The organism is Pseudomonas sp. D5(2026) (genome assembly GCF_057766845.1).
This window is the reverse complement of sequence record NZ_CM173421.1, coordinates 2,623,053-2,649,110: the sequence shown is the minus strand read 5'-3', so window position 1 is coordinate 2,649,110 and position 26,058 is coordinate 2,623,053. Positions and strand designations below refer to the sequence as shown.

The window sequence follows — 26,058 nt, the reverse complement described above, 5'->3', positions numbered from 1 at the left end:
TATTTGCGGCTGACTTACCCCACTAGAGTGAGCTTCTCGATATGTCGTTAGATAACAGCCTTATAGGCTCCGTGATCAATGCCCTGCCGATGGACCGCATGATCGCCGGTCCCTTGCAGGCCATGGTCCAGGCGCAGGTAACCGCCAGCAAATCGTACGCCGACTTCCTGATGCAGGTATGCGTTCAGGATGGCAAGGCCGTCGCCATCCAGTTCGACTACGACGAAACCATCGTCGACGAACAGGGCGAATACAAAGGCGTGGTCAGCAAGACCATGAAAGTGCCGCTGATGGCGGCCATTACCCACCCGAACATTTCCTTCGAAGAGGGTAATGTAGAGTTCGAGCTGGTTATCAACCAGATGTCGGAAGATGTTTCCAGCAAGGACATGAATGCAGAAGCTACCGGCTCACTGGGATGGGGGCCGTTCAGGCTGAACGTGAAAGGCAGCGTGAGCCACAAATCCACGCAAACCCGCAAAACAGATACCCGCGCCCGCTATGCCTTCAACACGACCCTGAAACGTCAGGAACCGCCCGAAGCGATGATGAGGGTAATCGAGTTCCTCACTGACGCCGCAACCAAGCCAACCGTTGTCCGAACCGCCGAACTGGAATGCCCGGACGAAATCTCCCAGGCGGATACCTTGAAACGACCTGCGCCTGCAAACCTGCCGACCCCGTAAACCGCTGGCGCTTGACCCGATTGCCCCTCCTGCCGGTTTTGGGAGGGGCACACCCTGGCCTGAGGAGTCGAATCGTTGCAAAAGCCCCCCGCCCCCATGACCTCCATTGACCTGCGTGAAATTACCCGTGGCCTGCAAGAAGCCGCCAGTGCCACCAATAGCCTGATTGCCCAGCAGTACATCAACCTGTTTGACCAGTTTTTCGAATGCGACACTGAAGCACTGGGCGCCCCCATGAAAGCCAAGATGGTCGAGGTGGCCATGGATGGGCAGCACATCATGCGCGTCCCCTTGTTTGCGCTGGTGTCACCGAAAGGCCTGGCCCTGGAGCGCATGCAGGTCGACCTGTCGGTAAGGGTCAAAGGCACCGAGGCGCAGCAGGCACTGCTGACCGCAAGCGAGAGCAAGACCGCAAGCTTCAAGGTCACCATTGGCGGCCAAGGCCGTCAGGGCGAAAACCGAGACCCGGACGAAGTGCAGATCCGCATGCAGTTCCAGGCAAGCGAACCGCCAGAGGCTCTGAACCGGTTGATCGAGGAATACACCAACCTGATCGTTCCGGTACGCGCCACCACTCCACCACCCTCACCCGACACCAACGAGTTCATCGAGGCGGCCACCGTCCGTTGATGGCCGCCACGCTGCGGGCTTAGAAGTCGCGTTTGTAGAAGATGTCCAGTGAGCTTGCCAGCCCACTGGCGGCCTCGAGGTAGACCTTCTTGCTTAGCTTGTAGCGCAACGCGATCGTGTTGGCCGGCTCGAACACCCCCACCCCGTAACGAAGGCTCAGCTTCTCGGTGATGTTACCGCTGGCGACCACGCTGGTGCTGTTGCCGGAACCTTCGGTATCCAGTTGAAAGTCGTCAATTCCCAGGCTCGACGCCAGGCTGCCGGTGATGCCGGCGCTCCCGGCAAGGCCCAGGCCCAGCGCTGCCTCGGCGAGCATGTTGTTATCTTCACCGGTATTGCCCAATGGCCGCCCCAATACCAGGTACGAAAGCGCCTGCTCCTGGCTCATGGCCGGCTCCGAGAACACTTTGGTCGTCGGCTGTTCGGCGCTGCCACTCAGGCGGATACCGGCTATCACATCGTCAACCTTGCGGATCGCTTCGATGTCCAGGTACGGCTGGTCGATCGGTCCGGCGAACAGCAGTCGCGCCCGCCGTATGGTGAGGCGCTGGCCGTAGGCACGGTAGCGGCCGTCCGCCAGGCTCAGTTCACCACGGGTATCGAGGTTATCGCCGATGTGCACATGGCCAAGCAGGTTGGCGGTAAGCCCGAAGCCGCTGAATGACAGCTTTTCGCGGCCCACTTCGACATCGATGTCCATGGCCATTGCCATGGGTGGTTTGCCTTCCTCGGTCTGGTGACCGACGATTACCGTGTCATCCGACACCTTGACCGTGGACGGCGGCAGCTCACGCACAGTGATCTTGCCCTTGGGCACCTGCACCTTGCCGGTCACCGCCAGCTTGTCATCGATCAGGCGCAACGTCAGGTCCGGGGCAACTTCCAGTGTGGCGTAGGGCTCGACCGCGACCGGCAGTTGCTGACCTTGCAGACGCACGTCCATGCCCAGTGCCTGCCCCCAGGTGAGGTTGCCGCTCAACTGGCCACGTCCCGCCTCGCCACTGCGCCAATTGCCGTTGAGCTGCACCTGCTCGCCGGCAATCAGCGCCTGCAATGACAGGTCCTGAAGGCTGGCCGGCAGCTCGGCACCACTGACTTCGCCACCGCTGAGCATCAGGTTGCCGTTTACCTGTGGTGCCAGCAAGGTGCCTGAAAGCCGACCACTGCCATTGAGCTGCCCGGCCAGGCGTTCGACCATGGGCACGAACGGACGGGCCACCGACAAGTCCAGCCCGGCCAGGCGGAAATCACCCGACAACGGTTTGTTCTTGCCCAGCGGATCGAGCCGGGCGTTGACGTTCAGCTCACCCAGGCGCTCACCGCGAAACGCCAGGCGCGTATCGATGCGCCGCGGTGCCAGCGTGCTGTCCAGGCGCAGGGCCTGATAAGGGAAATCGATCCAGCGGCCTTTGTCGCGCACGCGCAGGGTGCCGCCACTGGCATCGACAACGACAGTGCCCTTGGGGCCGCTGGCCGGGATGTCCAGGTTGATATCGGCATTGAGCAGGCCTTGCCAGGCAAAGTCCTTCGGCAGCCACTGGGCCAGGCTGCCCAGCGGGAACTGCTTGAGGTGGTAGCGCAGGCGCGGTTCGGGGGCGAGCCGCTGATCATCGCCACACAGGCTTGCCTGGCCGGAGCGCCAGCAGTGGGCCCCGAAGTCGAGCTGGCCGCTGGCCAGCCGCTGCAGGCGTGCAGGCGCCTGCAACTGCCAGTCCTGGCCACCGGCCTGGATTCGGCCCGTGGCCAGGCGCCCGCGCCAGTCACCTTTGTTCAACTGGCCATCCAGGCCAAGGTCGAGCTTGAGCTGCGGGCCGTCCAGCGCCAGGGTCAAGGCCTGCTGGCGAATGTCGCCTTTGCCGTTGGCCTGCAACGTGCCCAAGGCTGTGTCACCCAGGTGGATACCGGTTGCCTTGAGCTCGAGTACACCGCGCTGGGCGCTGTCCAGGCGCGCATCCAGGTCCAGCTGCTGCAGACGGTTTTCGGCCTGGGCCAAGCGCTGGCCCTGCAGGCTCAGCGTACCTTGCGGGGCCTGCAAGGTGCCGGCGACATCCAGCCGACCCTTGACCCGGCCTTGCAACCTTGGCCACAGCTGGCCCAGGCGCGGCAGGTCGAGGTCGATTCGCCCCGCCAGGCGCTGTTGCAGGCTGCCACTGCCGTTGATGCGGTTGTCACCCAGCTGGATAGCCAGTGCGCCCAGGGTCCAGCTCTGCCCTGCCCCTTGGGCCTCGGCCTTGAGCATGGCTGGCTGGCCACGCAGGCGGCCTTTGAGGTCAAGCTGGGCGTCGAGGGTAAGCGCATCGCCTTTCAGTTCGCCTTTGCTGCGCAGTGGCCCCGCCAAGGTACCGGGCAGTTCGGCCAGCCAATAGGCCGGGTCGAGCGCGGACAGCTGCAGGTCGACCTCCCAGGCCAGGGTGTCGGCAAAACGTAAGGCGACACTCCCGGCTGCCTTGCCCTGGCCGGCGGTCAGCGCCAACTGTGGCAGTTTCACCTGGGTGAGGTCACCTTCGAACGGGCTGGTTATGCTGAATGCTCCCGCCGGGCCATCCAGGTCACCCATGAAGGTGCCCTGGTAATTGCCATCGCGATAATGCACTTGGGTATTGAAGCGCTTGAGCGTGACCTCGGGGGGTGTTTCCAGTGGATACAGGCGCAACCACGGGAAGTCCTGCCAGTCCAGCTGCGCATCGGCGCTCAGGCCTTGCTGCCAGTCAGCCGTGGCTTGCAGCTTGACCCGTTGGCTGTCGCTGGCGGTCAGGTCGAGGGCATCGAGCCTGGCCCCTTTACTGTTGACCAGTCCGGACAGGACCAAGGCGATGGGTGACTGCTCGGCCGGCAGGCTGGCCCTGCCAGACAGTTGATAGCCATCGAGCAGATCGCCCTTGGCATCGAGCTCGAGCGCGTTCAATTGCATGGTGTCAGGCAACGCACCAGCCGGTTTGAACGCCTCGGAGCGGATGCTCAAGGTCGCCGGCAGGTGCTCGGCCAATGCCTGCAACTGCCCACTCAATGTGGCATCGAGGTAACCACTGCTGGTGCCGGCGAGTTCCAACGTCTTCTGCAATTGGCCATTGGCCGTCAGCGCCAGTTGCCAGGGTTTTTCGTCTACCGCAGGCAACTGCAACTGCGCCTGCAATTGCACCGGCCAGTCGCCTTCGGGTTGCAGGTCACCCTGCAGGCTCAATTGCAGGTCGTCGCGCAGCAGCCGCAGGCTGTCGATGCGTATCCCGCTGTGGGTCCAGTGCGCAGCCAGTTGCAAGTCGCCAAGCAGGTCACTGCCATCCAGGCGCAACTGCCCGACCTTGACCTCGCCCAGTTCGATGGCCACCGGCAACCGCAGCGTCGGCAATTGCAGCGGACCGCTCTCGGCCGGTTCGGTGCTTGGCGCAAAGGCCATGTCAATGCGGTCTGCCTGCAACCGGTCAATGCACAAGGTAGCGCGCAGCAAACAAGCCGGCGACCAGGCCAGCAACGGCGCTTGTAACTCTACCTTGCTGCCGGCGTCGGCCCAGCTCAGCCGGCTGGCCTGCCAACTGCCCGCCAGGCGCCCCTGGAAGTCGGCCACTTCAAGCCCAGGCACCTTGCCCAGTACCCAGCGGCTGCCGGCCTGGGTACCCAGCAGCAAGCCGAGCACCAGGGCCACGCTCGCGACGCCCCCAAGCAGGCCCAGTGAAATATATTTGATCACGCGTTTCACAGCTCGGGCCCCATGGAAAAGTGCAGGCGAATGCCCCCTTCGTCATCCAGCGCCTTGGCCAGGTCCAGGCGCAGCGGCCCGACCGGCGATACCCAGCGCACACCAAAGCCGACACCGGTCTTGAGGCTGGGCAGCTCCAGGTCGTTGAACGAGTTGCCTTGGTCGACGAATGTCGCGACCCGCCATTTTTCGGTCAGCGAATACTGGTACTCGACACTGCCTGCCACCAGATAGCGCCCACCAATACGGTCACCGTCGCTGTTCTTCGGCGACAGGGTCTGGTAGTCATAACCGCGCACACTCTGGTCGCCACCCGCGAAGAACCGCAGCGACGGCGGAATGTTGTTCTTGAAGCCATTGGTCGCACTGCCGCCAAACTGTACGCGCCCGAGAAAGCGGTGGTTGTGGCCGAGCGTGGTCAGGCCTTTGAGCAATACGTTGCCGTGTAGCAGGTTGGTGTCGGAAACCAGCCTTTCCTTGGCGACTTGAACATCGAACTGCAGGCGATAGCCGTTGTGCGGATCGATGCGGTTGTCACTGCGCAGGAAGGAATAGCTGACGCCCGGCATCAGCAGGTTGCTCAAACCGGAGTCGTCACCCAGGCGATATTCTTCGCGTTGGTACTTGAGCGAAATCACCCGCTGCCAGCCACTGGGCAGCTTGCTGTGCCACTCGGGGCCGACTGTCAACAGCTTGCTGAGCGAGTCGGTACCGGCAAGCTCCTCATTCTGGTAGCCACCGGCAAAGCGCAGCTTGTCGGTCAGCGGCGGGTCGAGCGGAATGTCGTACCACAGGCCGACGTTCTGGCGCGGTGCCGACAGTTCGGTTTCCCAGCCATAGCTGTGGCCTTGCGGGTTGACCCAGTGGCGGGTCCAGTTGGCCTTGCCACGCGGCCCGACGTCGGTCGAGAAGCCCAGGCCAAGGCCCATGGTGCGAGGTTTACGGGTTTCCAGGTGAACATCCACCGGGATGTCTTCGCCCACAGCAGCAGTGGGCGCCGCATCAACACGCACGCCTTCGAAATAGCCGCTCGATTGCAGGTCGTTGTTCAGTTCTGCGATCAGTTCCGAGTCGTAAGGGGTGCCCGGCTGGAACGAAACCATACGCTGCAGCAGGTCCTCGTCCAGCGGCGTGTCGCCACCGAACGTGACGGCGCCCAGGCGATAACGTGGGCCACTCTGATAGACCAGGTCGATATCGGCCACACCGGCTTGCGGGTCGACGGCCAGGCGCTGGCTACTGAAGCGCCCACTGAAGAAGCCATAGCGCGACGCCTGGTTCTGGATCAACCGCTTGGCATCCTCGTAATGGCCGTGATTGAGCTGTTCACCCGCACGCAGCGCCTTGCTGTCAGGCACACGGAAGGCTTTCATTTCGCTGGCCGGGCCCTCGATGCGCACGGTCACGTTGCGCAGGCGAATCGGTTCGCCCGGGTTGATGCTGATGATCAGTTGTGGGGGATGGTCTGCGTCGCTGGCGGGCTTGACCTCGGTATCGATCTGCGCCTGATAGTAGCCGAGTGCCTGCGCCGCTTTGCGCGCCTGCTCCTCTGCCCCGCGACTGAAGCGCAAAAGTGCTTCTTCGTCGCGGTCACCCAAGGTACCTATATAGCCTTCGACATTGGCCTTGAGCGCCTTGTTGGCCGGCTTCACCTTCACCAACAACTCGCTCTGGCCCCATGCTGCGAAACTGGCAACCCAGAAAACCAGGCCCCAGGTCAATCTTCCTGAATACGTCATGCGGCGCATGCTACCAGAGCCAGGCGCTCAAGGGAGCCGCCTGGCGGCCTGTTCAGGCAAAAGCGGGTTTTGAAGAGACTGGATTAGGATGAAAGAACACCCTCTCTCGGATCGGTCCTACAGCTACTTCGCCAATTTCCTCATAACCCTGACGCTGGTAAAAAGCCAGGTAGTGCTCGTTACCAGTGTCCAGCACCACCCCTTGGGTGCCTGGGTCTTCCGCGCACCAGTCGTGCACGGCTTGTAACAATTGCTCGCCGTAGTGCTTGCCCTGAAACTGCGGATGCACCCCCAGCAAAGGCAGCACATGCACCTGGTCAGTGGGCAGACAGCTGGCCAACGCAGCCTGGTAGTCCATGTAGCGCCGCGTACAGCGCAGGCCGGTACCCAGCATCATGCGCAGGCGCCAGGCCCAGCTGTCGGCCACGCCCAGCCGGCGCTGCGGCGGCACGATCAGGGCCAGGGCAATCAGGCGGTCCTCGACCAGCAGGCCAATGGCGGGCAGTTGCAGGTAGAAGTGCTGGCGCACCCATTCGCGCACCATCACCCGCAGGCGCCGCTCATACCCCGGGCGCTGGGCTTCGAAGATATAGGCGAAGGTGGGCTCGTGGCGGTAGGCGTTGTACAGCAGCGAACGTGCCTCGCGGCTGTAACCATCGTCGAGCAGGCAGACACGGGCCGGGGCGGCTGTGGTTTCGGGCATTGCGGAAAGACCTCCTGGAATGGGCGTTCAGTGCCTTGGAGGTGCCCCAGCGCGCTTCGTTCACCCCCAACAGCACGTTAGCAGCAGGCTCGCCTGGCCGCCATGCTGGTGATGCAGGTCGATGTCGGCTAGCATCGCGCCTTTTACCGGGATTGTCTTTCCATGAAGATCGTCTGTTTCAACATCAACGGCCTGCGGGCCCGCCCGCATCAGCTGGCGGCGCTGATCGAAAAGCACCAGCCGGACGTGATCGGCCTGCAGGAAACCAAGGTCAGCGACGATCAGTTCCCGCTGGCCGACGTGCAGGCACTGGGTTACCACGTGCACTACCATGGCCAGAAAGGCCACTACGGCGTGGCCCTGCTGTCGCGCCAGGCGCCGCTGAGCCTGCACAAGGGCTTTGCCACCGACGAAGAAGATGCCCAGCGCCGCTTCATCTGGGGTACCTTCGCCGATGCTGACGGCAGCCCGATCACCATCATGAACGGCTATTTCCCCCAGGGTGAAAGCCGCGACCACCCCACCAAGTTCCCAGCCAAGCAGCGCTTCTACAGTGACCTGCAGGCACTGCTGGAAAGCCAGTTCCGCAACGACCATCCAGTGCTGGTGATGGGCGACATGAACATCTCGCCGCAAGACTGTGATATCGGCATTGGCCCGGACAACGCCAAACGCTGGCTGAAGACCGGCAAGTGCAGCTTCCTGCCGGAAGAGCGTGAGTGGATGGAACGTTTGAAAGGCTGGGGGTTGGTAGACAGCTTCCGCCACCTGTACCCGGACGTGACCGACCGTTTCAGCTGGTTCGACTACCGAAGCCGCGGCTTCGAGGACGAGCCCAAGCGCGGCCTGCGCATCGACCTGATCATGGCCTCGCAGCCGCTGGTGCCGCGCATCAAGGCAGCGGGCGTGGACTATGAGCTGCGCGGGATGGAAAAACCGTCGGACCATGCGCCGATCTGGCTGGAGTTGAGCTGATTTTGGTGACGGGCCCAAGGTGCACGCCTTGGGCCCACACTCACAACCCCAGCCTCAACGCCTCCCCCACCCCTGCCCCACGCACATCGTCCGCCGCGCTGACCAGGGCAAAGTTATAAGCCCCATGCGACCAGTACCGCGCCTCCAGCTGGCCATCGACCCGCTGCCCGTCCGGCATGCGCCGATAAAGGTTGCCCGGCGAGCGCAGGAACAGGCTGATGCGCTGACCCTTGCCATCTTCGAACACCAGTAATGCAGCCGGCCCCTGCTCGTTGCTGAGCAAGCGCGCGCCCACCGGTTTGAAGCCATACCCCGCCAGGTCCGGTAACTGGCCCACCCGGCTGAAATGGCGGCCCAGCCAGTCGCGCAGCTGCCCAGGATCACTGGCCTGGATATCCAGTGCTTCACTGCCGGCGAACAAACGGTGCGCCTGAACAGCATCAGCCATGGGCAGGTCGGCTCGTGCAAGGGTTGTATCGCGCACTTGCCAGCCGCCCAAGCCCCCCACACCCAACGCCAGCATCACCACCGCCGCCGCAGCCCAGCGTCGCTGCCGACGCTGGCGCAATTGCCGACGCAACTGGCCAAGGTCCAACTGCGCCGCACCGGGCATTTCGCCCAATCCGGCCAGCGCTGCACGCAGCCGCCGGGCATCGGCGCGCCAGCCTTCCACCCGTGCCGCAGCTTGCGGGTTGGCCGCCAGCCAGGCCTGCACCTCGGCCCGGCGCACAGGTTCCAGGCGCTCATCGACGTAAGCGTGCAATTCATCATCGCTGGGGATCAGGCGCGTCATTTCAGTCTCCGCAAGGCCGGGGGCTGGGGGTTGCCCTCGGTCAGTTCGCGCAAGGCATTGCGCGCGCGCGAAAGGCGCGACATCACAGTGCCGATGGGGATGCCCAAAGCCTGGGCGGCCTCCTTGTAACTCAAGCCTTCGATGCTGACCAGCAGCAACAAGGCACGCTGCTCCGCCGACAGCCGGGCAAAGGCCTGTAGGTCAGCCTGGGCCAGGACGATGGCTTCGATGTTGTCACCCGCCGGCTCTTCGTCGCGCTCGTTGCGGCCGAACCAGGACAGCCAGCGCGCATGCAAGCGCTCGCGACGCTTACCGTCGAGGAACTGTCGATAAAGGATGGTGAACAGCCAGGCACGCAGAGCATCAGCGTCGCGCTGCTGGTCGCGGCGGCTCAGGGCCCGCTCGACCGTCGCCTGCACCAGGTCGTCGGCGCTGCCCGGCTCGCGGGTCAGCCACACGGCAAAGCGGCGCAGGCGGGCCAGCAGCTCGCGCCACTGGTGGTCGTCCAAATCGTGCATGGTCAGGTACCGGCCTCTGGGGTTGTCAGTGTAAAGGGCAGACGCCTGTGAACAAATTCTATTCCCGATGAGGGAATAACTTTTTCCCTGCCCCGTCGTACTGGCACCTTCACTGAACCGGACAATGACCATGAACACACCCTTGCACGGCCCGGCCAAAGCCTTGCGCCTGGCCGCCATTGGCGGCGTGATGCTGGCCGCAGGTGCCGGCTTTGCCTATGCCGCCGGCTGGCTCGGCGAACCCCGACTGACGCCACAGCGCATCATCGACACCTTCGAAGCCCAGGCCGGGCATTACCCCGGCTATCGCAAGAACCACGCCAAGGGCCTGTGCGTGAGCGGCTACTTCCAGGCCAGCGGGCAGGCCGCCAACCTGTCCACGGCGCGCGCCTTCAGCCAGCAACGGGTGCCGGTGGTGGGCCGTTTTGCCATCGGCGGTGCCAACCCGTTCGCCCCGGATACCGCTATACCCGTTCGCAGCCTGGCGATTCAGCTAAGCACCGACGACGGTCAGGTCTGGCGGACGGGCATGAACAACCCACCGGTGCTGGCAGTCAGCACGCCGCAAGCTTTCTACCAGCAAGTACTGGCGAGCACACCAGACCCGGCTACCGGCAAACCGGACCCTGGCAAGCTGCAGGCGTTCTTTGCCGCCCACCCGGAAAGCGCGGCGTTTCGCCAATGGGCGGCGGGCTACAAACCCAGCGACAGCTTCGCCAACACGCAATACCACAGTATCAATGCCTTCCGCCTGATCGACGCAGCTGGCGCGGCCCACCCGGTGCGTTGGCAGCTTGAGCCACAAACTGCATTTGCGGCATTGCCCACCCAGGTTGATGACAAGCAATTCCTGCAACACGACTTGCAGCAACGCCTTGCCCAAGGCCCGTTGCGCTGGAAGCTGCGTCTGGTGCTGGCCGAACCGGGCGACGCCGTGGACGACCCTGCCCGGCCGTGGCCCACCGAGCGGCGTAGCGTGGACGCCGGCACCCTGGTGCTGGAACAGGTAGACGCCCCCGAGCAAGGGGCCTGCCGCGACCTCAACTTCGACCCGCTGATCCTGCCGCGCGGTATAGAGGCATCGGCCGATCCGATCCTCGCCGCCCGCTCGGCCGCCTATTCGGAATCGTTCAACCGCCGTAGCCGCGAATCGCTCAGCACCGGAGCCAAGCCATGAAACCTGAAGCCTTCCACCCTTTTGCCCGTTTGCTGCATTGGCTGATGGCCGTGCTGATACTGGCCATGTTGTTCATCGGTGTGAGCATGGTCGCCGACCTGTCGCTACGCCACCCGGTGCTGATCAGCCTGCACAAGGCCACCGGCCTGGCCCTGCTGGTGCTGGTGGTGCTGCGCATTGCTGCGCGCCTGACCCTACCTCATCCGCCCCTGCCGAACGACCTGCCAAAACTGCAGCGCTGGGCCGCCGGAGCCTCGCATCTGCTGCTCTATGGCCTGATGCTGGCCATGCCGCTGCTGGGCTGGGCCATGCTGTCGGCCGGCGATTACCCGCGCCCGCTCGGCTTGCCCGCCATTGCCCCCCACAACCTTCAACTGTATGCCGTGTTGCGCCAGGCCCATGGCTGGGCGGGCTACCTGCTGTTCGCCACGGTGCTGGTGCATGTGGGTGCAGCCTTGATGCACGCGTGGGTGCGCCGCGACGGTGTGTTGCGTAGCATGTGGCCTGGCCCCCTGCGCCGCAGTGATTGAGCTGCAGCAGCCCAGGGATTCGACACTCGATAATAGTTCTTAATAATATCGGCTTTTATTTGCCGCACTGCCCTGGACCGCTCATGAACGTCGCAAAGGATCCTGCAACCCTTCTGCCTGCCAGCACCCTGGACTTGCGCCCGCTGCTGCTGGCCAACATGGCCTGCACCATGTCGATGATGGCCTTCGTTGCCCTGATCGGCCCGATAGCCCGCCAGCTTGGCATGGCCACCTGGCAAGCCGGCGCCGCCATAACCGTGGCCGGCGTGGTCTGGGTGCTGCTGGCCCGGCCCTGGGGCCGCGCGGCAGACCGCCTGGGCCGCCGGCGCATCCTGCTGCTGGGCAGCGCCGGCTTTACCCTGGCTTACTGGCTGCTGTGCCTGTTCGTCGAAGGCGCACTGCGCTGGCTGCCGGGGGCAACCTTGGCGTTCATCGGCCTGATGATCGCGCGCGGTTGCATCGGCGCCTTCTATGCCGCCATCCCGGTAGGCTGCAATGCGCTGATCGCCGACCATGTCGAGCCGCAACGCCGAGCGCGGGCCATGGCCTCACTGGGGGCGGCCAACGCCGTCGGCCTGGTGGTCGGGCCAGCACTGGCCGCACTGCTGGCGCGTCACAGCCTGAGCCTGCCGTTCCATATCATGTCGCTGCTGCCGGCCACTGCCTTCCTCGTGCTGTTTTTTACCCTCAAACCACAGGCGCTGCCGCACAGCCACGCCCCCAGTCCGGTGCGGCTGAACGACCCGCGCCTGCGCCGGCCGCTGCTGGTGGCATTCAGCGCCATGCTCAGTGTGACCGTGTCGCAGATCATCGTCGGTTTCTTTGCCCTTGACCGCTTGCATCTGGGCCCTGCCGAAGCCGCCCAGGCGGCTGGCATCGCCCTGACCACCGTGGGTGTGGCACTGATGCTGGCACAGGTGATCCTGCGCCAACTGGAGTGGCCACCGCTGAAGATGATCCGGGTGGGTGCCACGGTATCGGCACTGGGCTTTGCCTGTGGCTCACTGGCCACCACGGCCCCCTGGCTGTGGGCTTGCTATTTTGTTGCGGCAGCGGGCATGGGCTTCGTGTTCCCGGCGTTTTCGGCACTGGCGGCCAATGCCATGCAGGCCTCCGAACAAGGCGCCACAGCCGGCTCCATTGGCGCCGCCCAAGGCATGGGCGCGGTGATCGGGCCGCTCGCCGGTACCTTGGTGTATGCCCTTGATCCACGCTTGCCATTCTTGGCCGTGGCCGTGCTGTTGCTGCTGGTCGGGCTGTGGCCAATGCCGCGTGAGCAGCGGGTTTGAGAAGCACAGCGCGCAAGGGCGCAGAGTGTGTTTTAATGCGCATCGCTCATTATTATTGACACCTCTGATTACAAGGCGGCTATGGACACGGGGACGCGACTCAAACTGGTGCGTGAACGCAACAACCTCTCCCAACGGGAATTGGCCCGCCGCAGCGGGCTGACCAATTCGACGATCTCGCAGATCGAGCAGAATCGCGTCAGCCCTTCGGTCAGCTCCCTGAAAAAACTGCTCGAGGGCATTCCCATGAGCCTGGCGGAGTTTTTCAGCTTCGACGAGCCGGTGCGTGAGGAACGCTACGTATTCCGTGGTGGCGAACAACCCGACCTGGGCCGCAATGGCCTGCGCATGCTGCTGGTCGGCGCCAGCGTCGAAGGCCGGCAGATGCGCATGCTGCGTGAGCTGTACGCACCCGGCGCCGACTCTGGCGAGCCGATCGTGCATGCTGAAGGCGAAGAATGCGGGCTGGTCACCCGTGGTACCGTCGAGCTGTGGGTCGACGGCCAGGTCAGCGTGCTCAACTCGGGCGACGGTTACTACATCCCCACGACCCTGCCGCACAGTTTCAAGAACATCGGCCCGGATGAGGCCGAGATCATCAGCGCCAACACGCCGGCGAATTTCTGATCTTGATCCACAGACGTTCACTGAGCGCCCGGGATGTCTACCAGTGCCTGCGCAATGTGGCGCTTGGCGTGCATCACCTTGAGGTGGTTGCACGCCGCGAGGGCGGCTTGGTCGATGTCGGTATCCAGGGCTGGCAACTGACATTGGCCCTGGATACTGAGGGCTTGGCGCATTGCGTTCATTGCCAAGCCCCCGGCGGCGAACAGGCCGGGCTCGAGCACTGGCAGCGCTATGGCACCAACCCCACCGACCTGCTCAGCCTGTGGGAGCGCACTCAGCTGGAGAGGCTGTTGGCGCTCTGACGCAGCGCCTCCTCGACAAAGTCCAGGCGGTCCTGGCCGAAGAACATCCCATCACCGACAAAACAGGTGGGCGCGCCAAACACCCCGCGCGCCACAGCGGCCTCGGTCGCCTGCTTTAGCGCGGCTTTTACTTCGCTGTCAGCGGCCAGGGCATGAAAAACCTGCGGGTCGAAGCCTGCCTGCGCGAGTGTTTCATTCAGCACAGCGCTGTCGCTCAGGTTGCGGCGCTGTACCCACAGCCCGGTGAACAGCACCATTAGCAATGCCTCGAACCGATCCGGTGAATGCAACTGGGTACCCGTCACGCCACGCATCAAAGTCAGGGTATTGACCGGGAAGCCCGGCGGCATCCCGAACGGCACTCCATAGCGTTCGGCAAAGCGGGCCAGGTCGGTGAACATGTAGCGCCCTTTGGCCGGGATCATGGCCGGCGAAGCATTGCCGGTAGCCTGGAAAACCCCGCCAAGCAGCATTGGCCGGTAGTGCAGCGCGGCCCCCTGGCGGGCGCACAGGTTCGGCAGTTGGGTCCAGGCCAGGTAGCTGGCTGGGCTGCCCAGGTCAAAAAAGAAATCGACAGACGTGTGCATGGTTACGGTCCTTGCGAGTTAACGGGGGTTTACCAGCGTTCCATCCAGGGGCGCAGGTCCAGCTCGAAGGTCCAGGCGTCGCGGGGCTGGGCGTGCAGGAACCAGTAACTGTCGGCAATGTGCGCCGGGTCAAGGATGCCATCCTGGTCCTTGAGGGCATAGCGCTCGGGGAAGCTGTCGCGGATGAAGACCGTGTCGATGGCACCGTCCACCACCACATGGGCGACATGGATGTTGCGTGGCCCCAACTCGCGCGCCATGCTCTGTGCCAAGGCACGCAAGCCATGCTTGGCCCCGGCGAAAGCGGCAAAACCGGCTGCACCGCGAGTGCCGGCTGTAGCACCGGTGAACAGGAGGGTGCCACGCTCACGCTGAACCATGCGCCGGACCACCGCCTGCGCGGTGAGGAAACCGGCAAAGCAGGCCATTTCCCAGATCTTGAAGTACTTGCGCGGGGTTTCCTCGAGGATGCTGCACGGTACATTCGCACCGATATTGAAGACAAATGCCTCAATCGGGCCTATATCACGCTCGATAGTCTCCACCAGCGCGGCCACCTCCTCTTCCTTGCGCGCATCAGAGCCAAAACCGTAGGCCCGGCCGCCAGCGGCCTGTATTTCCTCCAGCAGCGGCTGCAGTTTGTCGGCCTGGCGCCGGGTTACGCAGGCAATGTAACCCTCACGCGCAAAGCGCTTGGCGATTTCGCCCCCAGTGGCGTCGCCCGCCCCGATCACCAGCACGACTTTTTGTTGTTCTGACATGCCTGCCTCCATGGGTAAATGATCGTTTAGTAAACGAACGCTATGCTATGATCGCGGTCATCGTCAAGCCTGTCTGTCGAGGCATGTGAATGCGCTATTCCAACGAACACAAACAGCAAACCCGCGAACGGCTGCTGGCCAGCAGCGGCGCGCTGGCCAAGCGCGGGGGGTTTGCCAGTACCGGCGTGGCCGGGCTGATGAAAGCGATCGGCCTGACCGGCGGTGCCTTCTACAACCACTTCCCGTCCAAGGACGACCTGTTTACCGAGGTGGTACGCCAGGAGCTGAGCAACAGCCCCCTGATACGCCTGGCCTGCCAGGGCGCCAACCGCGAACGCCTTGGCCGCTGCCTGCAGCAGTACCTGAGCCTGGCCCACCTGCGCAATGCCGAAGGTGGATGCCCATTGCCGCCGTTGGGTGTGGAAATCGCCCGGGCCGACACACCGGTGCGTGAAGTGGCGGAGCACTGGCTGGTAGAACTGCACCAGGCCTGGAGCACAACCCTGGAGGATGAGCAACTGGCCTGGGTGCTGATCAGCCAGTGCGTAGGGGCATTGCTGGTCGGGCGCATGCTGGCCAGTGAAAGCGTGCAAGCGCAAGTACTGGGCGCCAGCCGCCAGTTTGTCGAACAGGCCCTGCATGAGGCGGATTAGTGCGCTGCTGGGGTTGCTGCTGGCCCTGCCAGCGCATGCCGAACAGGCCTGCCCGCCCGGGCAGTATCAGGTGTGCCTGATGGGCTGTTTCTGCGCCCCGATCGACCCAGGCCAGGCCGGGCAGATCCTCAAGGATGTGGAGGTCATGGCCTCGTCCAGCCTGACCTACGCCTTGCGCCAGGCCCGTGACGAAGCCACGGCCAGCGGTGTGCAGCCGATTCCGTTGCATATCCGGGCGCAGCTTGAACCTTGGTATGACTTTGCCGTGCTCGACGCGGCGCGCTTTCGGGTGGGGGATGAGCAACAAATGAGCGCAGCCAATGCGCTATTGCAGAACCCCGATGTGAACGCCGTTACACTGATCGACACGATCATCTTCCGCCGGGCCGCCGATGCCGAGGACAACGTTGCCTTGTGGGCGCACGAGCTCAAGCATGTGCAGCAGTATCAGGAACTGGGCGTGGAGGAGTTTGCCCGACGCTATACGCGCAACTTCGACGACCTGGAGGGGCCGGCCTACAAGATCGAGGCCGAAGTCGGCAAGGCGCTGCGCGAGCGTCGTTCAGGCCAGGCCCGCTGATCGCTGCCATTGCGCTCCTGCATGGGAGCGCGAAGGCGTTCAGGACACCGCCGAGGCTTCCACCGCCTGGTCACGGCTGGCATAGCGCTGCGCCAGCACAGCACACACCATCAGCTGTATCTGGTGGAACAGCATTAGCGGCAAGATCATCGCGCCAATGCCACTGCCCACGAACAACACCTGGGCCATGGGCACCCCCGTGGCCAGGCTTTTCTTGGAGCCGGCAAACAGGATGGTGATGCGATCCTCAAGGTCGAAGCCCAGCGCCTTGCCAAGCATGCGTGTGCCAAACAGCACCACTGCCAGCAGAATTGCGCACACCACGAACAACCCCGCCAGGTGCTGCGGCGATACGGTGTGCCACAGCCCGGTAACCACGGCCTCACTGAAGGCGGTGTACACCACCAGCAGGATCGAACCCTGGTCCACCACCTTGAGCCAGCGCGCATTGCGCTTGACCCAGGCACCGATCCAGCGCCGCGCGATCTGCCCGGCAACGAACGGCACCAGCAGCTGCAAAGTGATCTTCAATACCGCATCCAGACCGGACCCCGTATCACCACTGGCACCCAGCAACAACATCACCAGCAACGGTGTGAGGAAGATACCCAGCAGGCTGGAGGCCGCCGCGCTGCAGATGGCCGCTGGCACGTTACCGCGGGCCAGCGAAGTAAAGGCAATGGCCGACTGCACGGTGGCAGGCAAGGCACACAGGTACAGGATGCCAAGGTAAAGCTCGTTACCCACCAGCGGTACGAACAGAGGTTTGAACGCCAGGCCCAGCAGTGGGAACAATACGAAAGTACAGGAGAACACCAGTAGGTGCAGGCGCCAGTGCCCGGCACCGGTAATGATGGCTTCACGCGACAGTTTGGCGCCATGCAGGAAGAACAACAGGCCAATGGCCAGGTTGGTCAGCCAGCCGAAATATACCGCGCCATCGCCCGAGCAAGGCAGCACGGTGGCGATGAGTACCACACCGAGCAAGGCCAGGGTGAAATTGTCAAATAACATGCGCAAATACTTCATCACTGTATCCATCTTGTCATGGTGGCTGGGCAGACGATAAGTTCTTTGGCTCTCCGTCGCTAACGCCGGAACCCCGAGTGATATCGCTCAACGGACACGCTCCACAAAAGGACCCACCATGTTCCGCCCACGTCTGGCTGTACTTGCAGCCGCCATCACCCTCGCTTTTGGCCATACCAGCGCCCAGGCCGACGACCAGTTACAGGCCAAGGTCGACCAGATCATCCGCCCGCTCATGCAGGAACAAGGCATCACCGGCATGGCTGTGGCCATCTATGCACGCGACCACGCGCATTACTTCAGCTACGGCGTGGCCAGCAAGGCCGACAACGTACCGGTGAGCCGCGATACGCTGTTCGAGATTGGTTCGCTGAGCAAGACCTACACTGCCACACTGGCCGCGCTTGCCAGCGCCGAGGGCAAGCTTGACCTCCAGGCCCCGGCCAAGCGCTACCACCCGGCACTGGCCGGCGCCCCCATCGGCGACGCAACGGTGCTGGAACTGGGCGCCTATAGCGCCGACTGCCTGCCACTGCAGTTCCCCGAATCTGTGCAAACGCCGCAACAGGTAGTCGATTTCTTCCGCCACTGGCAACCTCGCGCCAAACCCGGCACCCAGCGCTGCTACTCGAACCCCAGCCTGGGCTTGTTCGGTGACCTTGCCGCCCGTGCGCAGCACCAACCGTTTTCCACGCTGATGAATGAGGGCCTGCTGACGAAGATGGGCCTGAAAAATACCTACCTTCAGGTTCCGGCCAGCGCCCAGGGCCTTTATGCCCAAGGGTATGACGCCGCCGACAAGCCGGTGCGCATGGGTCCGGGCCCTTACGCCGACGAGGCCTACGGCATCAAAACCAGCGCCAGCGACCTGCTGCGCTATGTGCGCCTGCACATGCAGCCGCAGGGCCTGCCGCCGGCCTTGGTGAAAGCCACCGCCATTACCCAGCAAGGCTATTTCCAGGTCGGCGCCATGACGCAAGGCCTGGGCTGGGAACGCTACCCCTACCCGGTCACGCTGCGCACACTGATCGATGGCAACAGCTCGCTGCTGATCCGTGAACCGCAGGCAACCACTCGCTTGCAGCCGGCCCTGCCCGCGCTACCGGCAGCCTGGTACAACAAGACTGGTTCCACCAATGGCTTCGGCGCGTATGCCGCGTTTGTACCCGCAGAACAGCTGGCAGTCGTGTTGCTGGCCAATCGGAATTACCCCAACCAAGCGCGGGTGCAAGCCGCCTTCGACATCCTTTCCGGCTTGTGACGCGAGCTGTGATTGTCGGACAAAACGACAGAATGTAGTGAGCAAAAAAAATCACTACAAAACGGTTGACGCCGTTCATCGCCCTTGGGCATGATGAAGCCGTCTCCCCGATCGGGAGCGGTGGCAAGGGTGTTCCAGACGGCCTGCGCGGTAACGCAGGCCGTCCGTGGAGAGGGAAACTGTCCAAAAGGCAGCGTGAGAAAGCCCCTGTTGCGATGCTGCTGTAGCAGCCTTGGTAGTGCGCTACACCGTGATAGCGCCAACTGTGAAAATCACCTATGAATGGGTAATGGGGGCTTTATGATGAACTTGAACAACAATCCGACTATCGACCAATTGGCCCAGCTGTTTGCCGTGCGCAAGGACAGCCTTGACGACCATCTGCTGTGGGTTAGCCAAACCGGTGAAGTGCGCCTCGACCGCCTGCCACCGAACACCGTCGAAGATGAATTTGAAGAGCACCTGCCCAGCATGCGTGCCCGCTTCAAGGTCTACCGCCGTGGCCAAGGCTACGTCGGCAAGAAAGCCGCCGCAGACACCGAATTCGTCGGCCGCGTGCTGCAGACCCTGCAACAAGAATGGCCCGCTGCCCGTGAGCAGCAGGCAGTCAAGGTGATCGAACCGCTGAATTGAGGGTTCGCACCCTTACCAAAGCCCGGCCCGCACAGGCCGGGCTTTTTCATGCCTGGCGCCGCTGCAAGCGGGTTTCCGGCAAAGGCAAGGCGCCCGTTGCCATCGCCCTGGCGCGGTCGACACCCCACACCAGCGCACGGGTCATGGTCTCGCCCGGCAGCGCCGGGTAATACTCTTCCAGCACCGCCCGCCCATCCCCGGCGTACACCCCCAGAAACAACTGCGTCGCCCCCAGGCGCGACAAGCGCACCTGCACGTCCAGTGTGGTGCCGTCGCTGAGTGCTTCGTCGTGGCAGCGGCTGTGCAACTGTGCGTCGGCCCACTGCCAATAGGTTTCTTCCCTGACTCGCATGAGCATTCAATCCTCCGTCGCTGGAATGCCGCGCCAGAAAACCACAGGCCGGGCCATCCGGCGAGCGTTACCGGGCAATACCATGAGGCGGATCAACGAATGGCAATAAAAACCCCGCCGTTGGGCGGGGGGCGTGTGCAGGCGCGGGCTCACTTCTTGATCGGTACCCGCGGCATGAAGCGGCCTTTTTTGCTGCGCTGCAAATGTGCAGGCTGGAGCTGTTCGGAATCATCCAGCGTCATGTGGGCGAAACCCAGGCGAAATGCCGCCTGGCCGCAACGCACCTGGCTGTTGATAGGGAACGCATCGTTCAGGTCTTCGAAAAAGGATTCGCTCATGCCCAGTGTCCCTCCGGTGGCGGTCGCGCCGGCAACCAGACAAGTTGCCCAGGAAACGCGGCCTGTGAGAGTGAGACTAGCTGGTCATTTGCGGACCGACCGGACAAGAACCTTGTAGCCGACCAGTGGCAGAAGGCTTTACCTCAGGCGTACTGCTGTGCCGGTAGCAAATACCACGACCATGCCACCCTGTACCGACGGCATGCTGATCTCAAAGTCCACCCCCACTACCGCATCGGCTTGCAACTGTCGTGCCCGGGCCTTGAGTTCTTCAGTGGCCTGCTCCCGGGCCTCGCGCAACGCGCTTTCCAGGGTTTGCGAACGACCGCCGAAGAAGTCGCGAAACCGTGTAAAGAAATCGCGCACGAAGTTGATGCCCTGCACCGATTCGGAACTGACCACGCCCAGGTATTCGGCAATCGGGCGGCCTTCGAGCTGGCTGGTGGTGGAAATGATCATGGATGCGCTCCGTTGGCCTGACAAAAAGAGGCCGATTCTAACAGAGCGCAGCTCAGCAGATTTAAGCGCCTACGCGTTGGCAGCTCGCAAGCGCTGACCGATGCGCGCACCGAATACATTCACCAGCAGCCCGGCCATCACCAGCAATGCGCCCCAGCCCTGAGTGGCGGTCAGGCGCTCTCCCAGCAGCAAAGCCGACGAACTCAGGCCAATCACCGGTACCAGCAGCGAGAACGGCGCCACCTTGCCTGCCGGGTGACGCGACAGCAACTTGCTCCACAGGCTGTAGCCGAGCATGGTGGCCACAAAGGCCAGATACGCCAGGGCCAGCACCGAACTCCAACTGATATTGGCCAAGGCATGGCCAATGCGGTCGGGGCCTTCCAGCCACCAGGACAGTGCCAGGAATGGCAGTGGCGGTATCAGCCCACCCCAGATCACCAACGCGACCAGGTCGACCGAGCCGAACCGCCGGGTAATGATGTTCCCCAGGCCCCACATTGCACCGCCACACAGGGTCAGCACCAACGCCAGCATGGGCACATGGCCGCCGTCTTCGCTGCCGATCAGTGCCAGGCCGCCGGCCGCCACCAGCAGCCCCAGCACGCTGGCCAGGCGCAGCCGCTCACCGAGAAACAACGCAGCAAAACCGAGGGTGAAGAAAGCTTGCGACTGCAGGATCAACGAAGCCAACCCTGGCGGCATGCCGCTGTACATGGCCTGAAACAGGAACGCGAACTGGCCCAGTGAAATGGTCGCACCGTAAGCGATCAGCCAGCGCCATGGCAGTTTGGGCCGTCTGACCAGCAAGATCGCCGGGAACGCCACCAGCAAGAAACGCAATGCCCCCAGCAGCATCGGCGGCAGCCCGTCGAGGCCAACCTTGATGACCACAAAGTTGACTCCCCAGGCGACAATCACCACCAGGGCGATAAGCAGGTCCTTGAGTGGCATTGCGACTTCCTTCTGCAGGCTTTTTTAGACATATTTCGTTACAGCATAAAGGCATTCCATAAAAACGGACCAGCACAGTTGAAACCAATGGTTGCACTACAGTGACTGTTCCGTCCGCCCGCTGTCGGCTGGACGTCAACGTTGCCAAATCAAAGAACAGGTTCAATCCTGATAACCAGGTGCCACCTTTTCCAGCATTCGCAACAATGCCGCCCACGCCAATTGCAGCGCATCCGGGTCGGTCAGTTCCCCCTGCTTCAAGCCTCTCCCCGGCGCGTTGAACTGCCGCTCGGTATGCCTGCACACTTCAGTCGACGGCAATATCAGTTGCCCAGCACTCTGCGCCGCCAATTGGATCTCGCAAGCCTTTTCCAGGTAGTACATGCGCAGGAAGGCTTCAGCCACACTGCGTCCCGTGGTCAACAGCCCATGGTTGCGCAGAATCATCACCGGCTTGTTGCCCAGGTCAGCCACCAGCCGTTGCTGTTCATCCATGTCCAGCGCAATGCCCTCGTAGCCGTGGTAAGCCACATTGCCGTAAAACTCCATGGACATCTGGTTGATCGGCAGCAAGCCACACTCCAGTGCGGCCACCGCGCAACCTGCTCGGGTGTGGGTGTGCAGCACGCACCGGGCATCCTCGCGGGCAGCGTGAATGGCACTGTGAATGACGAACCCGGCCGGGTTGACTGGATGACGGGCAGCGCCCACCGGCCGCCCTTGCAGGTCGATCTTCACCAGACTGGAAGCTGTAATCTCATCGAAGAGCAGGCCATAAGGGTTGATCAGGAAATGGTGCTCCGGCCCAGGCAGACGCAGGGAGATATGCGTGAAGATCAGATCGCTCATGCGAAAATGCGCGATCAGCCGGTAGCAGGCAGCCAGCTCCCGACGCAGGCTTTGTTCCGTTGCAGTCATCTTGTTTTCCTTTACCGAACGCTATTTGCTGGCCCAGGCGTTGAAGCGCTGCTCCAGTTCTTCGCCATGATCGACCCAGAATTCCACGTTCATGGCCAGCGCCCCTTGCAGGTTCTGTGGCGAAGTGGGTACCCAGTTGGCCAGCGCCGGGTCAAGCCTGGCTGCGGCCTGGGTATTGGTCGGCCCATAGGGTATCTGCTGCACATACCGCACCTGGGTATCCGGCTGATTGGCATAGGCAATCAGCCGCTTGGCCTGGTCGACATGCCGCGAGCCTTTGATGATCGCCCAATAGTCCATACCGTACAGGCTGCCAGGCCATACCACAGCCAACGGGCTGCCCTGCTGCGCCGCCACCGCAATTCGTCCGCTGTAGGTGGAGGTCATCACCACGTCGCCGGCTGCCAGCCATTGCGCGGGTTGAGCGCCGGCGTCCCACCACTGGATATGGGGCTTGAGTTCGCTGAGTTTGGCGAAGGCCCGCTCGACACCCGCCGGCGTGGACAGCACGCGGTAAACGTCCTCGACCTTGACCCCGTCAGCCAACAGCGCGAATTCCAGGTTGTACACCGCACGCTTGCGCAGGCCGCGCTTGCCTGGGTACTTGTTGATGTCCCAGAAATCGGCCCACGAGGCCGGCGCCTGGGCCAGCTTGTTGCGGTCATAGGCAATAGCCACGCTCCAGACCAGCGCGGCCGAACCACAATCCTGTGCGGCTTCCGGGATCAGTTCGGCTGCATGGCCCAGGCGCTGCCAGTCCAGGTGCTCGTATATCCCCTCGTCGCAGCCGCGCATCAAGTCAGGCCCTTCGATCTGCACCACGTCCCAATCGACGTGGCCGGTGTCAGCCATGACCTGGATCCGTGCCATTTCGCCGTTGTATTCACCCTGGATCAGCTGGCTGCCGTCCTGGGCAATGAAGGGCTTGAAAATTGCCTCATCCTGGGCCTTCTGGCCCGCGCCGCCATAACCGACCACGACCATCTGCTGCGCAGCTTGCGCATTGCCCAGGCCGAGGGCCAGCAAGGCTGCACAAAGGCCGGTCACTCCTGGAAATAGCTGCATCGTAGTTTCCTCCTGCCGGTGCCCGACGGGCCCGTTTTCTTGTTGTTCTGAGGTCACACCCTCGCCATGCGAGTGAGGAAAACCTAGACAGACGCCAGTAAAAAAACAAGTTGATTTTTTACTATTGCTACACTTTTATAAGAAAAAATAACAACCCTGTACCGGAGCCGCGTGATGCAGACCGCCTTCCCTCATCTGTTCGAGCCCTTGCAGATTCGCGGCAAACGTTTGAAGAACCGCATCATGTCCACCGGGCACGACACCTGCCTACCCACCGACAACCTGGTCAACGACAAACTGATCGCCTACCAGCGCGACCGTGCTGCCGGTGGCGTCGGCTTGATCGTGCTGCAGGTCGCCGGGGTGCACGACAGTGCCCGTTACACCTCGCATGTGCTAATGGCCACTGACGATGCCTGCATCGACGGCTACCGCCAGCTTGCCGAGGCCTGCCATGCGCACGGCACCGTGGTGCTGTCGCAACTGTTTCACCCCGGGCGGGAGATCATGGAGTCGGCAGACGGCCTGTTGGCGGTAGCCTACTCGGCCTCTGCGGTGCCCAATGAGCGCTTCCGGGTGATGCCGCGCGCGCTGGACCAGGCAATGATCGACGAAATCGTCCAGGGCTACGCCAGCGCCGCCCGCCGCCTGCACCAGGCCGGGCTGGATGGCGTCGAGGTGGTGGCCAGTCATGGCTACCTGCCCGCGCAGTTTCTCAACCCGCGGGTAAACGTACGCAGTGATGGCTACAACGGCGATCTGGATCAGCGCCTGAGGTTCTTGCGCGAAGTGCTGGCCGCGGTACGTGCCGCCACCGATGAGCAGTTCATCATTGGCCTGCGCATCAGCGCTGACGAGCGTGACAGCCAAGGCCTGAGCGAAGACGAGTCACTGGCTGCTGCCGTGGCCTTGCAGGGCCAGCTCGACTACCTGCATGTCGTCGCCGGCACCTCGGCCTCGCTGGGTGGCGCGGTCCATATCGTCCCGCCAATGGCTATCGAACCCGCGTACCTGGCCCGCGAGGCTGGCACCTTCAAGCGACAGCTGGCTATCCCCCTGTTCGTCACCGGGCGCATCAACCAGCCTCAGGAAGCCGAGCTGATCCTGGCTCGCGGCCAGGCTGATGTGTGCGGCATGACCCGAGCGCTGATCTGCGACCCGTTGATGCCAGTCAAAACCAAACGCGGCCAGGTCGAAGACGTGCGCGCCTGCATCGCCTGCAACCAGGCATGCATCGGCCATTTCCATCGTGGCTTGCCCATTTCCTGCATCCAGCACCCGGAAACCGGCCGAGAGTTACAGTACGGGCACCTTACGCCCACTTCCTCACCCAAGCGCATAATGGTCGCCGGCGGTGGGCCTGCAGGCATGAAGGCCGCGGCCGTGGCCGCTGCGCGCGGGCACCAGGTCACTCTGTACGAGGCGGGTCCGCAGCTCGGTGGGCAGGTGCTGCTCGCCCAGCTGCTGCCACGGCGCAGCGAGTTCGGGGGTGCCAGCACCAACCTGCAACGGGAAATGGCCTTGGCGGGGGTACAAGTGGTGCGCAACACCCGGGTCGACCGCGCACTGGTCGAACGTGAGCGCCCTGATCTGGTCATCGCTGCTACCGGCGCCATCCCCTACTGGCCTGCGTTCGAGCGTACCGGCGAACTTCAGATAGTGGACGCCTGGCAAGTGTTGCGCAACGAGGCGAAACCCGGGCGTTCGGTGCTGGTGATCGACTGGCGCTGTGACTGGATCGGCCCCGGTATCGCCGAACGCCTGGTGCGCGAAGGCCATCAGGTTCAGTTGGCGGTCAACGGCACTCATTGCGGCGAGAGCCTGCCGCTTTATGTACGTGACCAACTGGCCGGCGAGCTGCATCGCCTGGGTATCCCTGTCACCCCATACGCACGCCTTTATGGCTGCGACGACAACACGGTATACCTGCAGCACACCGCCAGCGGCGATCCGATGATCTTCGAAGATATCGACACCCTGGTGCTGTGCATGGGGCATCAACCTCAAGACCGCCTGGCCACTGAACTGGCAGGTGTGGTGGACGTGCGGCGGATTGGCGACTGCCTGGCGCCGCGCACGGCCGAAGAAGCGATTCACGATGGTCTGACGGTTGCCTGGGCACTCTGAGGCTGTACATACTGCGGCTTTTGCGATGGACCGACGTGCATGAGCCAACCCTCCCAGCCTCCCGCCAGCGAACCCGGGGGCGCCGCGCCGCAGTTCCTCGGCACCCGCATCCGCGGCCTGCGCAAGCGCCGCGGCATGACCCTGGCGGAGCTGGCCGCACACAGTGAACTGACCGCAGGCTACATCAGCCAGCTGGAGCGCAACCTCTCCTACCCGTCGATCCCGGCGCTGTTCAACATCGCCCGCAGCCTGGGCGTGACCATCCAGTGGTTCTTCGCCAGCGAGGCCACCACCGCGCCCGAAGACCAAGGCTATGTGGTGCGGCGCAACAGCCGCCTGAGCGTGCATTACGAAGATGGCATCGTCGATCAACTGCTCACCCCCCAGCCCAATCGCCAGCTGGAGATGCTGCACTCACGTTTCCCTCCGGGTACCTACAGCCAGCAAAGTTACAGCCACGACGGTGAAGAAGCCGGTTACCTGCTCAGCGGCACGTTTGAGCTGTGGGTAGGCGAGCGGCATTTCCAACTGAGTGAAGGCGACAGCTTCAGCTTCTCGAGCCAGGAACCTCATCGCTACGGCAACCCCGGTGAAGTAGATGCCGTGGTGATCTGGGTGATCACGCCGCCAACATTCTGAAGCACTCCAGCAAGCACTGGTAACACCGTTGACCGGCAA

At 63.1% G+C, this 26,058-nt stretch carries 28 protein-coding genes; 14 read left to right on the top strand and 14 right to left on the bottom strand.

Features of this window, described 5'->3' with window-relative positions:
• Positions 1-41: 41 nt before the first annotated feature.
• Both AC3B5Q_RS12200 and AC3B5Q_RS12195 read left to right on the top strand, forming a co-directional pair.
• Positions 42-686 carry a DUF2589 domain-containing protein gene (locus tag AC3B5Q_RS12200; RefSeq protein ID WP_488393102.1) on the top strand — a complete coding sequence of 215 codons (645 nt, stop codon included), beginning with the start codon at positions 42-44 and terminating at the stop codon, positions 684-686.
• Between the two features lie 75 nt (positions 687-761).
• Complete coding sequence (locus tag AC3B5Q_RS12195; RefSeq protein WP_021782383.1) at positions 762-1,316, top strand: DUF2589 domain-containing protein; 555 nt, start codon at positions 762-764, stop codon at positions 1,314-1,316.
• 19 nt (positions 1,317-1,335) lie between these two features.
• Here the strand turns inward: AC3B5Q_RS12195 and AC3B5Q_RS12190 are convergent, their stop codons facing one another.
• From AC3B5Q_RS12190 to AC3B5Q_RS12180, 3 genes are read right to left on the bottom strand one after another with little or no spacing between them, the layout of a single operon-like run.
• Positions 1,336-5,010, bottom strand: a complete 3,675-nt coding sequence (locus AC3B5Q_RS12190) for a translocation/assembly module TamB domain-containing protein (RefSeq protein ID WP_488393101.1) — start codon at positions 5,008-5,010, stop codon at positions 1,336-1,338.
• Positions 5,007-6,749, bottom strand: a complete 1,743-nt coding sequence (locus AC3B5Q_RS12185; protein ID WP_488393127.1) for an autotransporter assembly complex protein TamA — start codon at positions 6,747-6,749, stop codon at positions 5,007-5,009. The genes AC3B5Q_RS12190 and AC3B5Q_RS12185 overlap by 4 nt, the downstream gene beginning before the upstream one ends.
• A 52-nt stretch (positions 6,750-6,801) precedes the next feature.
• Entirely contained in the window at positions 6,802-7,452 is a 651-nt protein-coding gene (locus AC3B5Q_RS12180; protein ID WP_004576713.1) for a GNAT family N-acetyltransferase, read from the bottom strand.
• A 162-nt stretch (positions 7,453-7,614) separates the two neighbouring features.
• Between AC3B5Q_RS12180 and xthA the strand changes: the two genes are divergently transcribed.
• Entirely contained in the window at positions 7,615-8,427 is an 813-nt protein-coding gene (gene xthA, locus AC3B5Q_RS12175) for an exodeoxyribonuclease III (protein WP_020192971.1), read from the top strand.
• 40 nt (positions 8,428-8,467) lie between these two features.
• On the opposite strand, the gene AC3B5Q_RS12170 is transcribed toward xthA, so the two are convergent.
• A complete protein-coding gene (locus tag AC3B5Q_RS12170) occupies positions 8,468-9,220 on the bottom strand; it encodes an anti-sigma factor family protein (RefSeq protein WP_488393100.1) in 753 nt (250 codons plus the stop codon).
• A complete protein-coding gene (locus AC3B5Q_RS12165) occupies positions 9,217-9,738 on the bottom strand; it encodes a sigma-70 family RNA polymerase sigma factor (protein ID WP_021782377.1) in 522 nt (173 codons plus the stop codon). Before AC3B5Q_RS12165 ends, AC3B5Q_RS12170 begins: the two co-directional genes overlap by 4 nt.
• Before the next feature lie 124 nt (positions 9,739-9,862).
• Here AC3B5Q_RS12165 and AC3B5Q_RS12160 point away from each other — a divergent pair, with 124 nt between their 5' ends.
• The 5 genes from AC3B5Q_RS12160 (at position 9,863) to AC3B5Q_RS12140 (ending at position 13,663) form a co-directional block, all read left to right on the top strand.
• Positions 9,863-10,915, top strand: a complete 1,053-nt coding sequence (locus AC3B5Q_RS12160) for a catalase family peroxidase (protein WP_103462420.1) — start codon at positions 9,863-9,865, stop codon at positions 10,913-10,915.
• The gene (locus AC3B5Q_RS12155; RefSeq protein ID WP_488393099.1) at positions 10,912-11,445 is read left to right on the top strand and encodes a cytochrome b; all 534 of its coding nucleotides are present in this window, start codon (positions 10,912-10,914) and stop codon (positions 11,443-11,445) included. The genes AC3B5Q_RS12160 and AC3B5Q_RS12155 overlap by 4 nt, the downstream gene beginning before the upstream one ends.
• 83 nt (positions 11,446-11,528) lie before the next feature.
• Positions 11,529-12,734: an MFS transporter gene (locus AC3B5Q_RS12150; protein ID WP_103462419.1), complete on the top strand. Its 1,206-nt coding sequence runs from the start codon at positions 11,529-11,531 to the stop codon at positions 12,732-12,734.
• Between the two features lie 81 nt (positions 12,735-12,815).
• Positions 12,816-13,361, top strand: coding sequence for a type II toxin-antitoxin system RelB family anti-toxin (gene relB, locus AC3B5Q_RS12145; RefSeq protein ID WP_003248033.1), 546 nt, complete (start codon positions 12,816-12,818; stop codon positions 13,359-13,361).
• A 2-nt stretch (positions 13,362-13,363) separates the two neighbouring features.
• Positions 13,364-13,663, top strand: coding sequence for a DUF7693 family protein (locus tag AC3B5Q_RS12140; protein ID WP_230849508.1), 300 nt, complete (start codon positions 13,364-13,366; stop codon positions 13,661-13,663).
• Here the strand turns inward: AC3B5Q_RS12140 and AC3B5Q_RS12135 are convergent.
• Positions 13,636-14,250: a 2-hydroxychromene-2-carboxylate isomerase gene (locus tag AC3B5Q_RS12135; protein ID WP_103444512.1), complete on the bottom strand. Its 615-nt coding sequence runs from the start codon at positions 14,248-14,250 to the stop codon at positions 13,636-13,638. The two genes, AC3B5Q_RS12140 and AC3B5Q_RS12135, sit on opposite strands and share 28 nt — an antisense overlap.
• Before the next feature lie 29 nt (positions 14,251-14,279).
• On the bottom strand, positions 14,280-15,011 hold the full coding sequence (locus tag AC3B5Q_RS12130) for an SDR family oxidoreductase (RefSeq protein WP_488393098.1): 732 nt from the start codon (positions 15,009-15,011) through the stop codon (positions 14,280-14,282).
• 89 nt (positions 15,012-15,100) lie between these two features.
• Here AC3B5Q_RS12130 and AC3B5Q_RS12125 point away from each other — a divergent pair, with 89 nt between their 5' ends.
• Positions 15,101-15,664, top strand: coding sequence for a TetR/AcrR family transcriptional regulator (locus tag AC3B5Q_RS12125; protein WP_021782370.1), 564 nt, complete (start codon positions 15,101-15,103; stop codon positions 15,662-15,664).
• Entirely contained in the window at positions 15,651-16,244 is a 594-nt protein-coding gene (locus AC3B5Q_RS12120) for an eCIS core domain-containing protein (RefSeq protein ID WP_021782369.1), read from the top strand. The genes AC3B5Q_RS12125 and AC3B5Q_RS12120 overlap by 14 nt, the downstream gene beginning before the upstream one ends.
• A gap of 39 nt (positions 16,245-16,283) precedes the next feature.
• On the opposite strand, the gene AC3B5Q_RS12115 is transcribed toward AC3B5Q_RS12120, so the two are convergent.
• Positions 16,284-17,285, bottom strand: coding sequence for a bile acid:sodium symporter family protein (locus AC3B5Q_RS12115; protein ID WP_021782368.1), 1,002 nt, complete (start codon positions 17,283-17,285; stop codon positions 16,284-16,286).
• 106 nt (positions 17,286-17,391) lie between these two features.
• Here AC3B5Q_RS12115 and ampC point away from each other — a divergent pair, with 106 nt between their 5' ends.
• Complete coding sequence (gene ampC, locus AC3B5Q_RS12110) at positions 17,392-18,534, top strand: class C beta-lactamase (RefSeq protein ID WP_021782367.1); 1,143 nt, start codon at positions 17,392-17,394, stop codon at positions 18,532-18,534.
• Positions 18,535-18,834: 300 nt separating this feature from the next.
• Positions 18,835-19,167, top strand: a complete 333-nt coding sequence (locus tag AC3B5Q_RS12105; RefSeq protein WP_003253895.1) for a hypothetical protein — start codon at positions 18,835-18,837, stop codon at positions 19,165-19,167.
• A 46-nt stretch (positions 19,168-19,213) separates the two neighbouring features.
• Here the strand turns inward: AC3B5Q_RS12105 and AC3B5Q_RS12100 are convergent, their stop codons facing one another.
• From AC3B5Q_RS12100 to AC3B5Q_RS12075, 6 genes are all read right to left on the bottom strand, one after another.
• Complete coding sequence (locus AC3B5Q_RS12100) at positions 19,214-19,525, bottom strand: hypothetical protein (RefSeq protein WP_021782366.1); 312 nt, start codon at positions 19,523-19,525, stop codon at positions 19,214-19,216.
• A gap of 143 nt (positions 19,526-19,668) precedes the next feature.
• A complete protein-coding gene (locus AC3B5Q_RS12095) occupies positions 19,669-19,857 on the bottom strand; it encodes a hypothetical protein (RefSeq protein WP_021782365.1) in 189 nt (62 codons plus the stop codon).
• A 138-nt stretch (positions 19,858-19,995) separates the two neighbouring features.
• Positions 19,996-20,316 (bottom strand): YbjQ family protein, encoded by a 321-nt coding sequence (locus AC3B5Q_RS12090; protein ID WP_021782364.1) that lies wholly within the window; start codon positions 20,314-20,316, stop codon positions 19,996-19,998.
• Positions 20,317-20,385: 69 nt separating this feature from the next.
• Positions 20,386-21,270: an EamA family transporter gene (locus AC3B5Q_RS12085; RefSeq protein ID WP_021782363.1), complete on the bottom strand. Its 885-nt coding sequence runs from the start codon at positions 21,268-21,270 to the stop codon at positions 20,386-20,388.
• A 162-nt stretch (positions 21,271-21,432) separates the two neighbouring features.
• A complete protein-coding gene (locus AC3B5Q_RS12080) occupies positions 21,433-22,188 on the bottom strand; it encodes a class II aldolase/adducin family protein (protein WP_084850762.1) in 756 nt (251 codons plus the stop codon).
• 21 nt (positions 22,189-22,209) lie between these two features.
• Positions 22,210-23,253: an ABC transporter substrate-binding protein gene (locus AC3B5Q_RS12075; RefSeq protein WP_103462416.1), complete on the bottom strand. Its 1,044-nt coding sequence runs from the start codon at positions 23,251-23,253 to the stop codon at positions 22,210-22,212.
• Positions 23,254-23,427: 174 nt separating this feature from the next.
• Between AC3B5Q_RS12075 and AC3B5Q_RS12070 the strand changes: the two genes are divergently transcribed.
• Both AC3B5Q_RS12070 and AC3B5Q_RS12065 read left to right on the top strand, forming a co-directional pair.
• Positions 23,428-25,380 carry an oxidoreductase gene (locus tag AC3B5Q_RS12070; RefSeq protein WP_053870399.1) on the top strand — a complete coding sequence of 651 codons (1,953 nt, stop codon included), beginning with the start codon at positions 23,428-23,430 and terminating at the stop codon, positions 25,378-25,380.
• A 39-nt stretch (positions 25,381-25,419) separates the two neighbouring features.
• Complete coding sequence (locus AC3B5Q_RS12065; RefSeq protein WP_017147667.1) at positions 25,420-26,019, top strand: helix-turn-helix domain-containing protein; 600 nt, start codon at positions 25,420-25,422, stop codon at positions 26,017-26,019.
• Positions 26,020-26,058 lie beyond the last annotated feature (39 nt).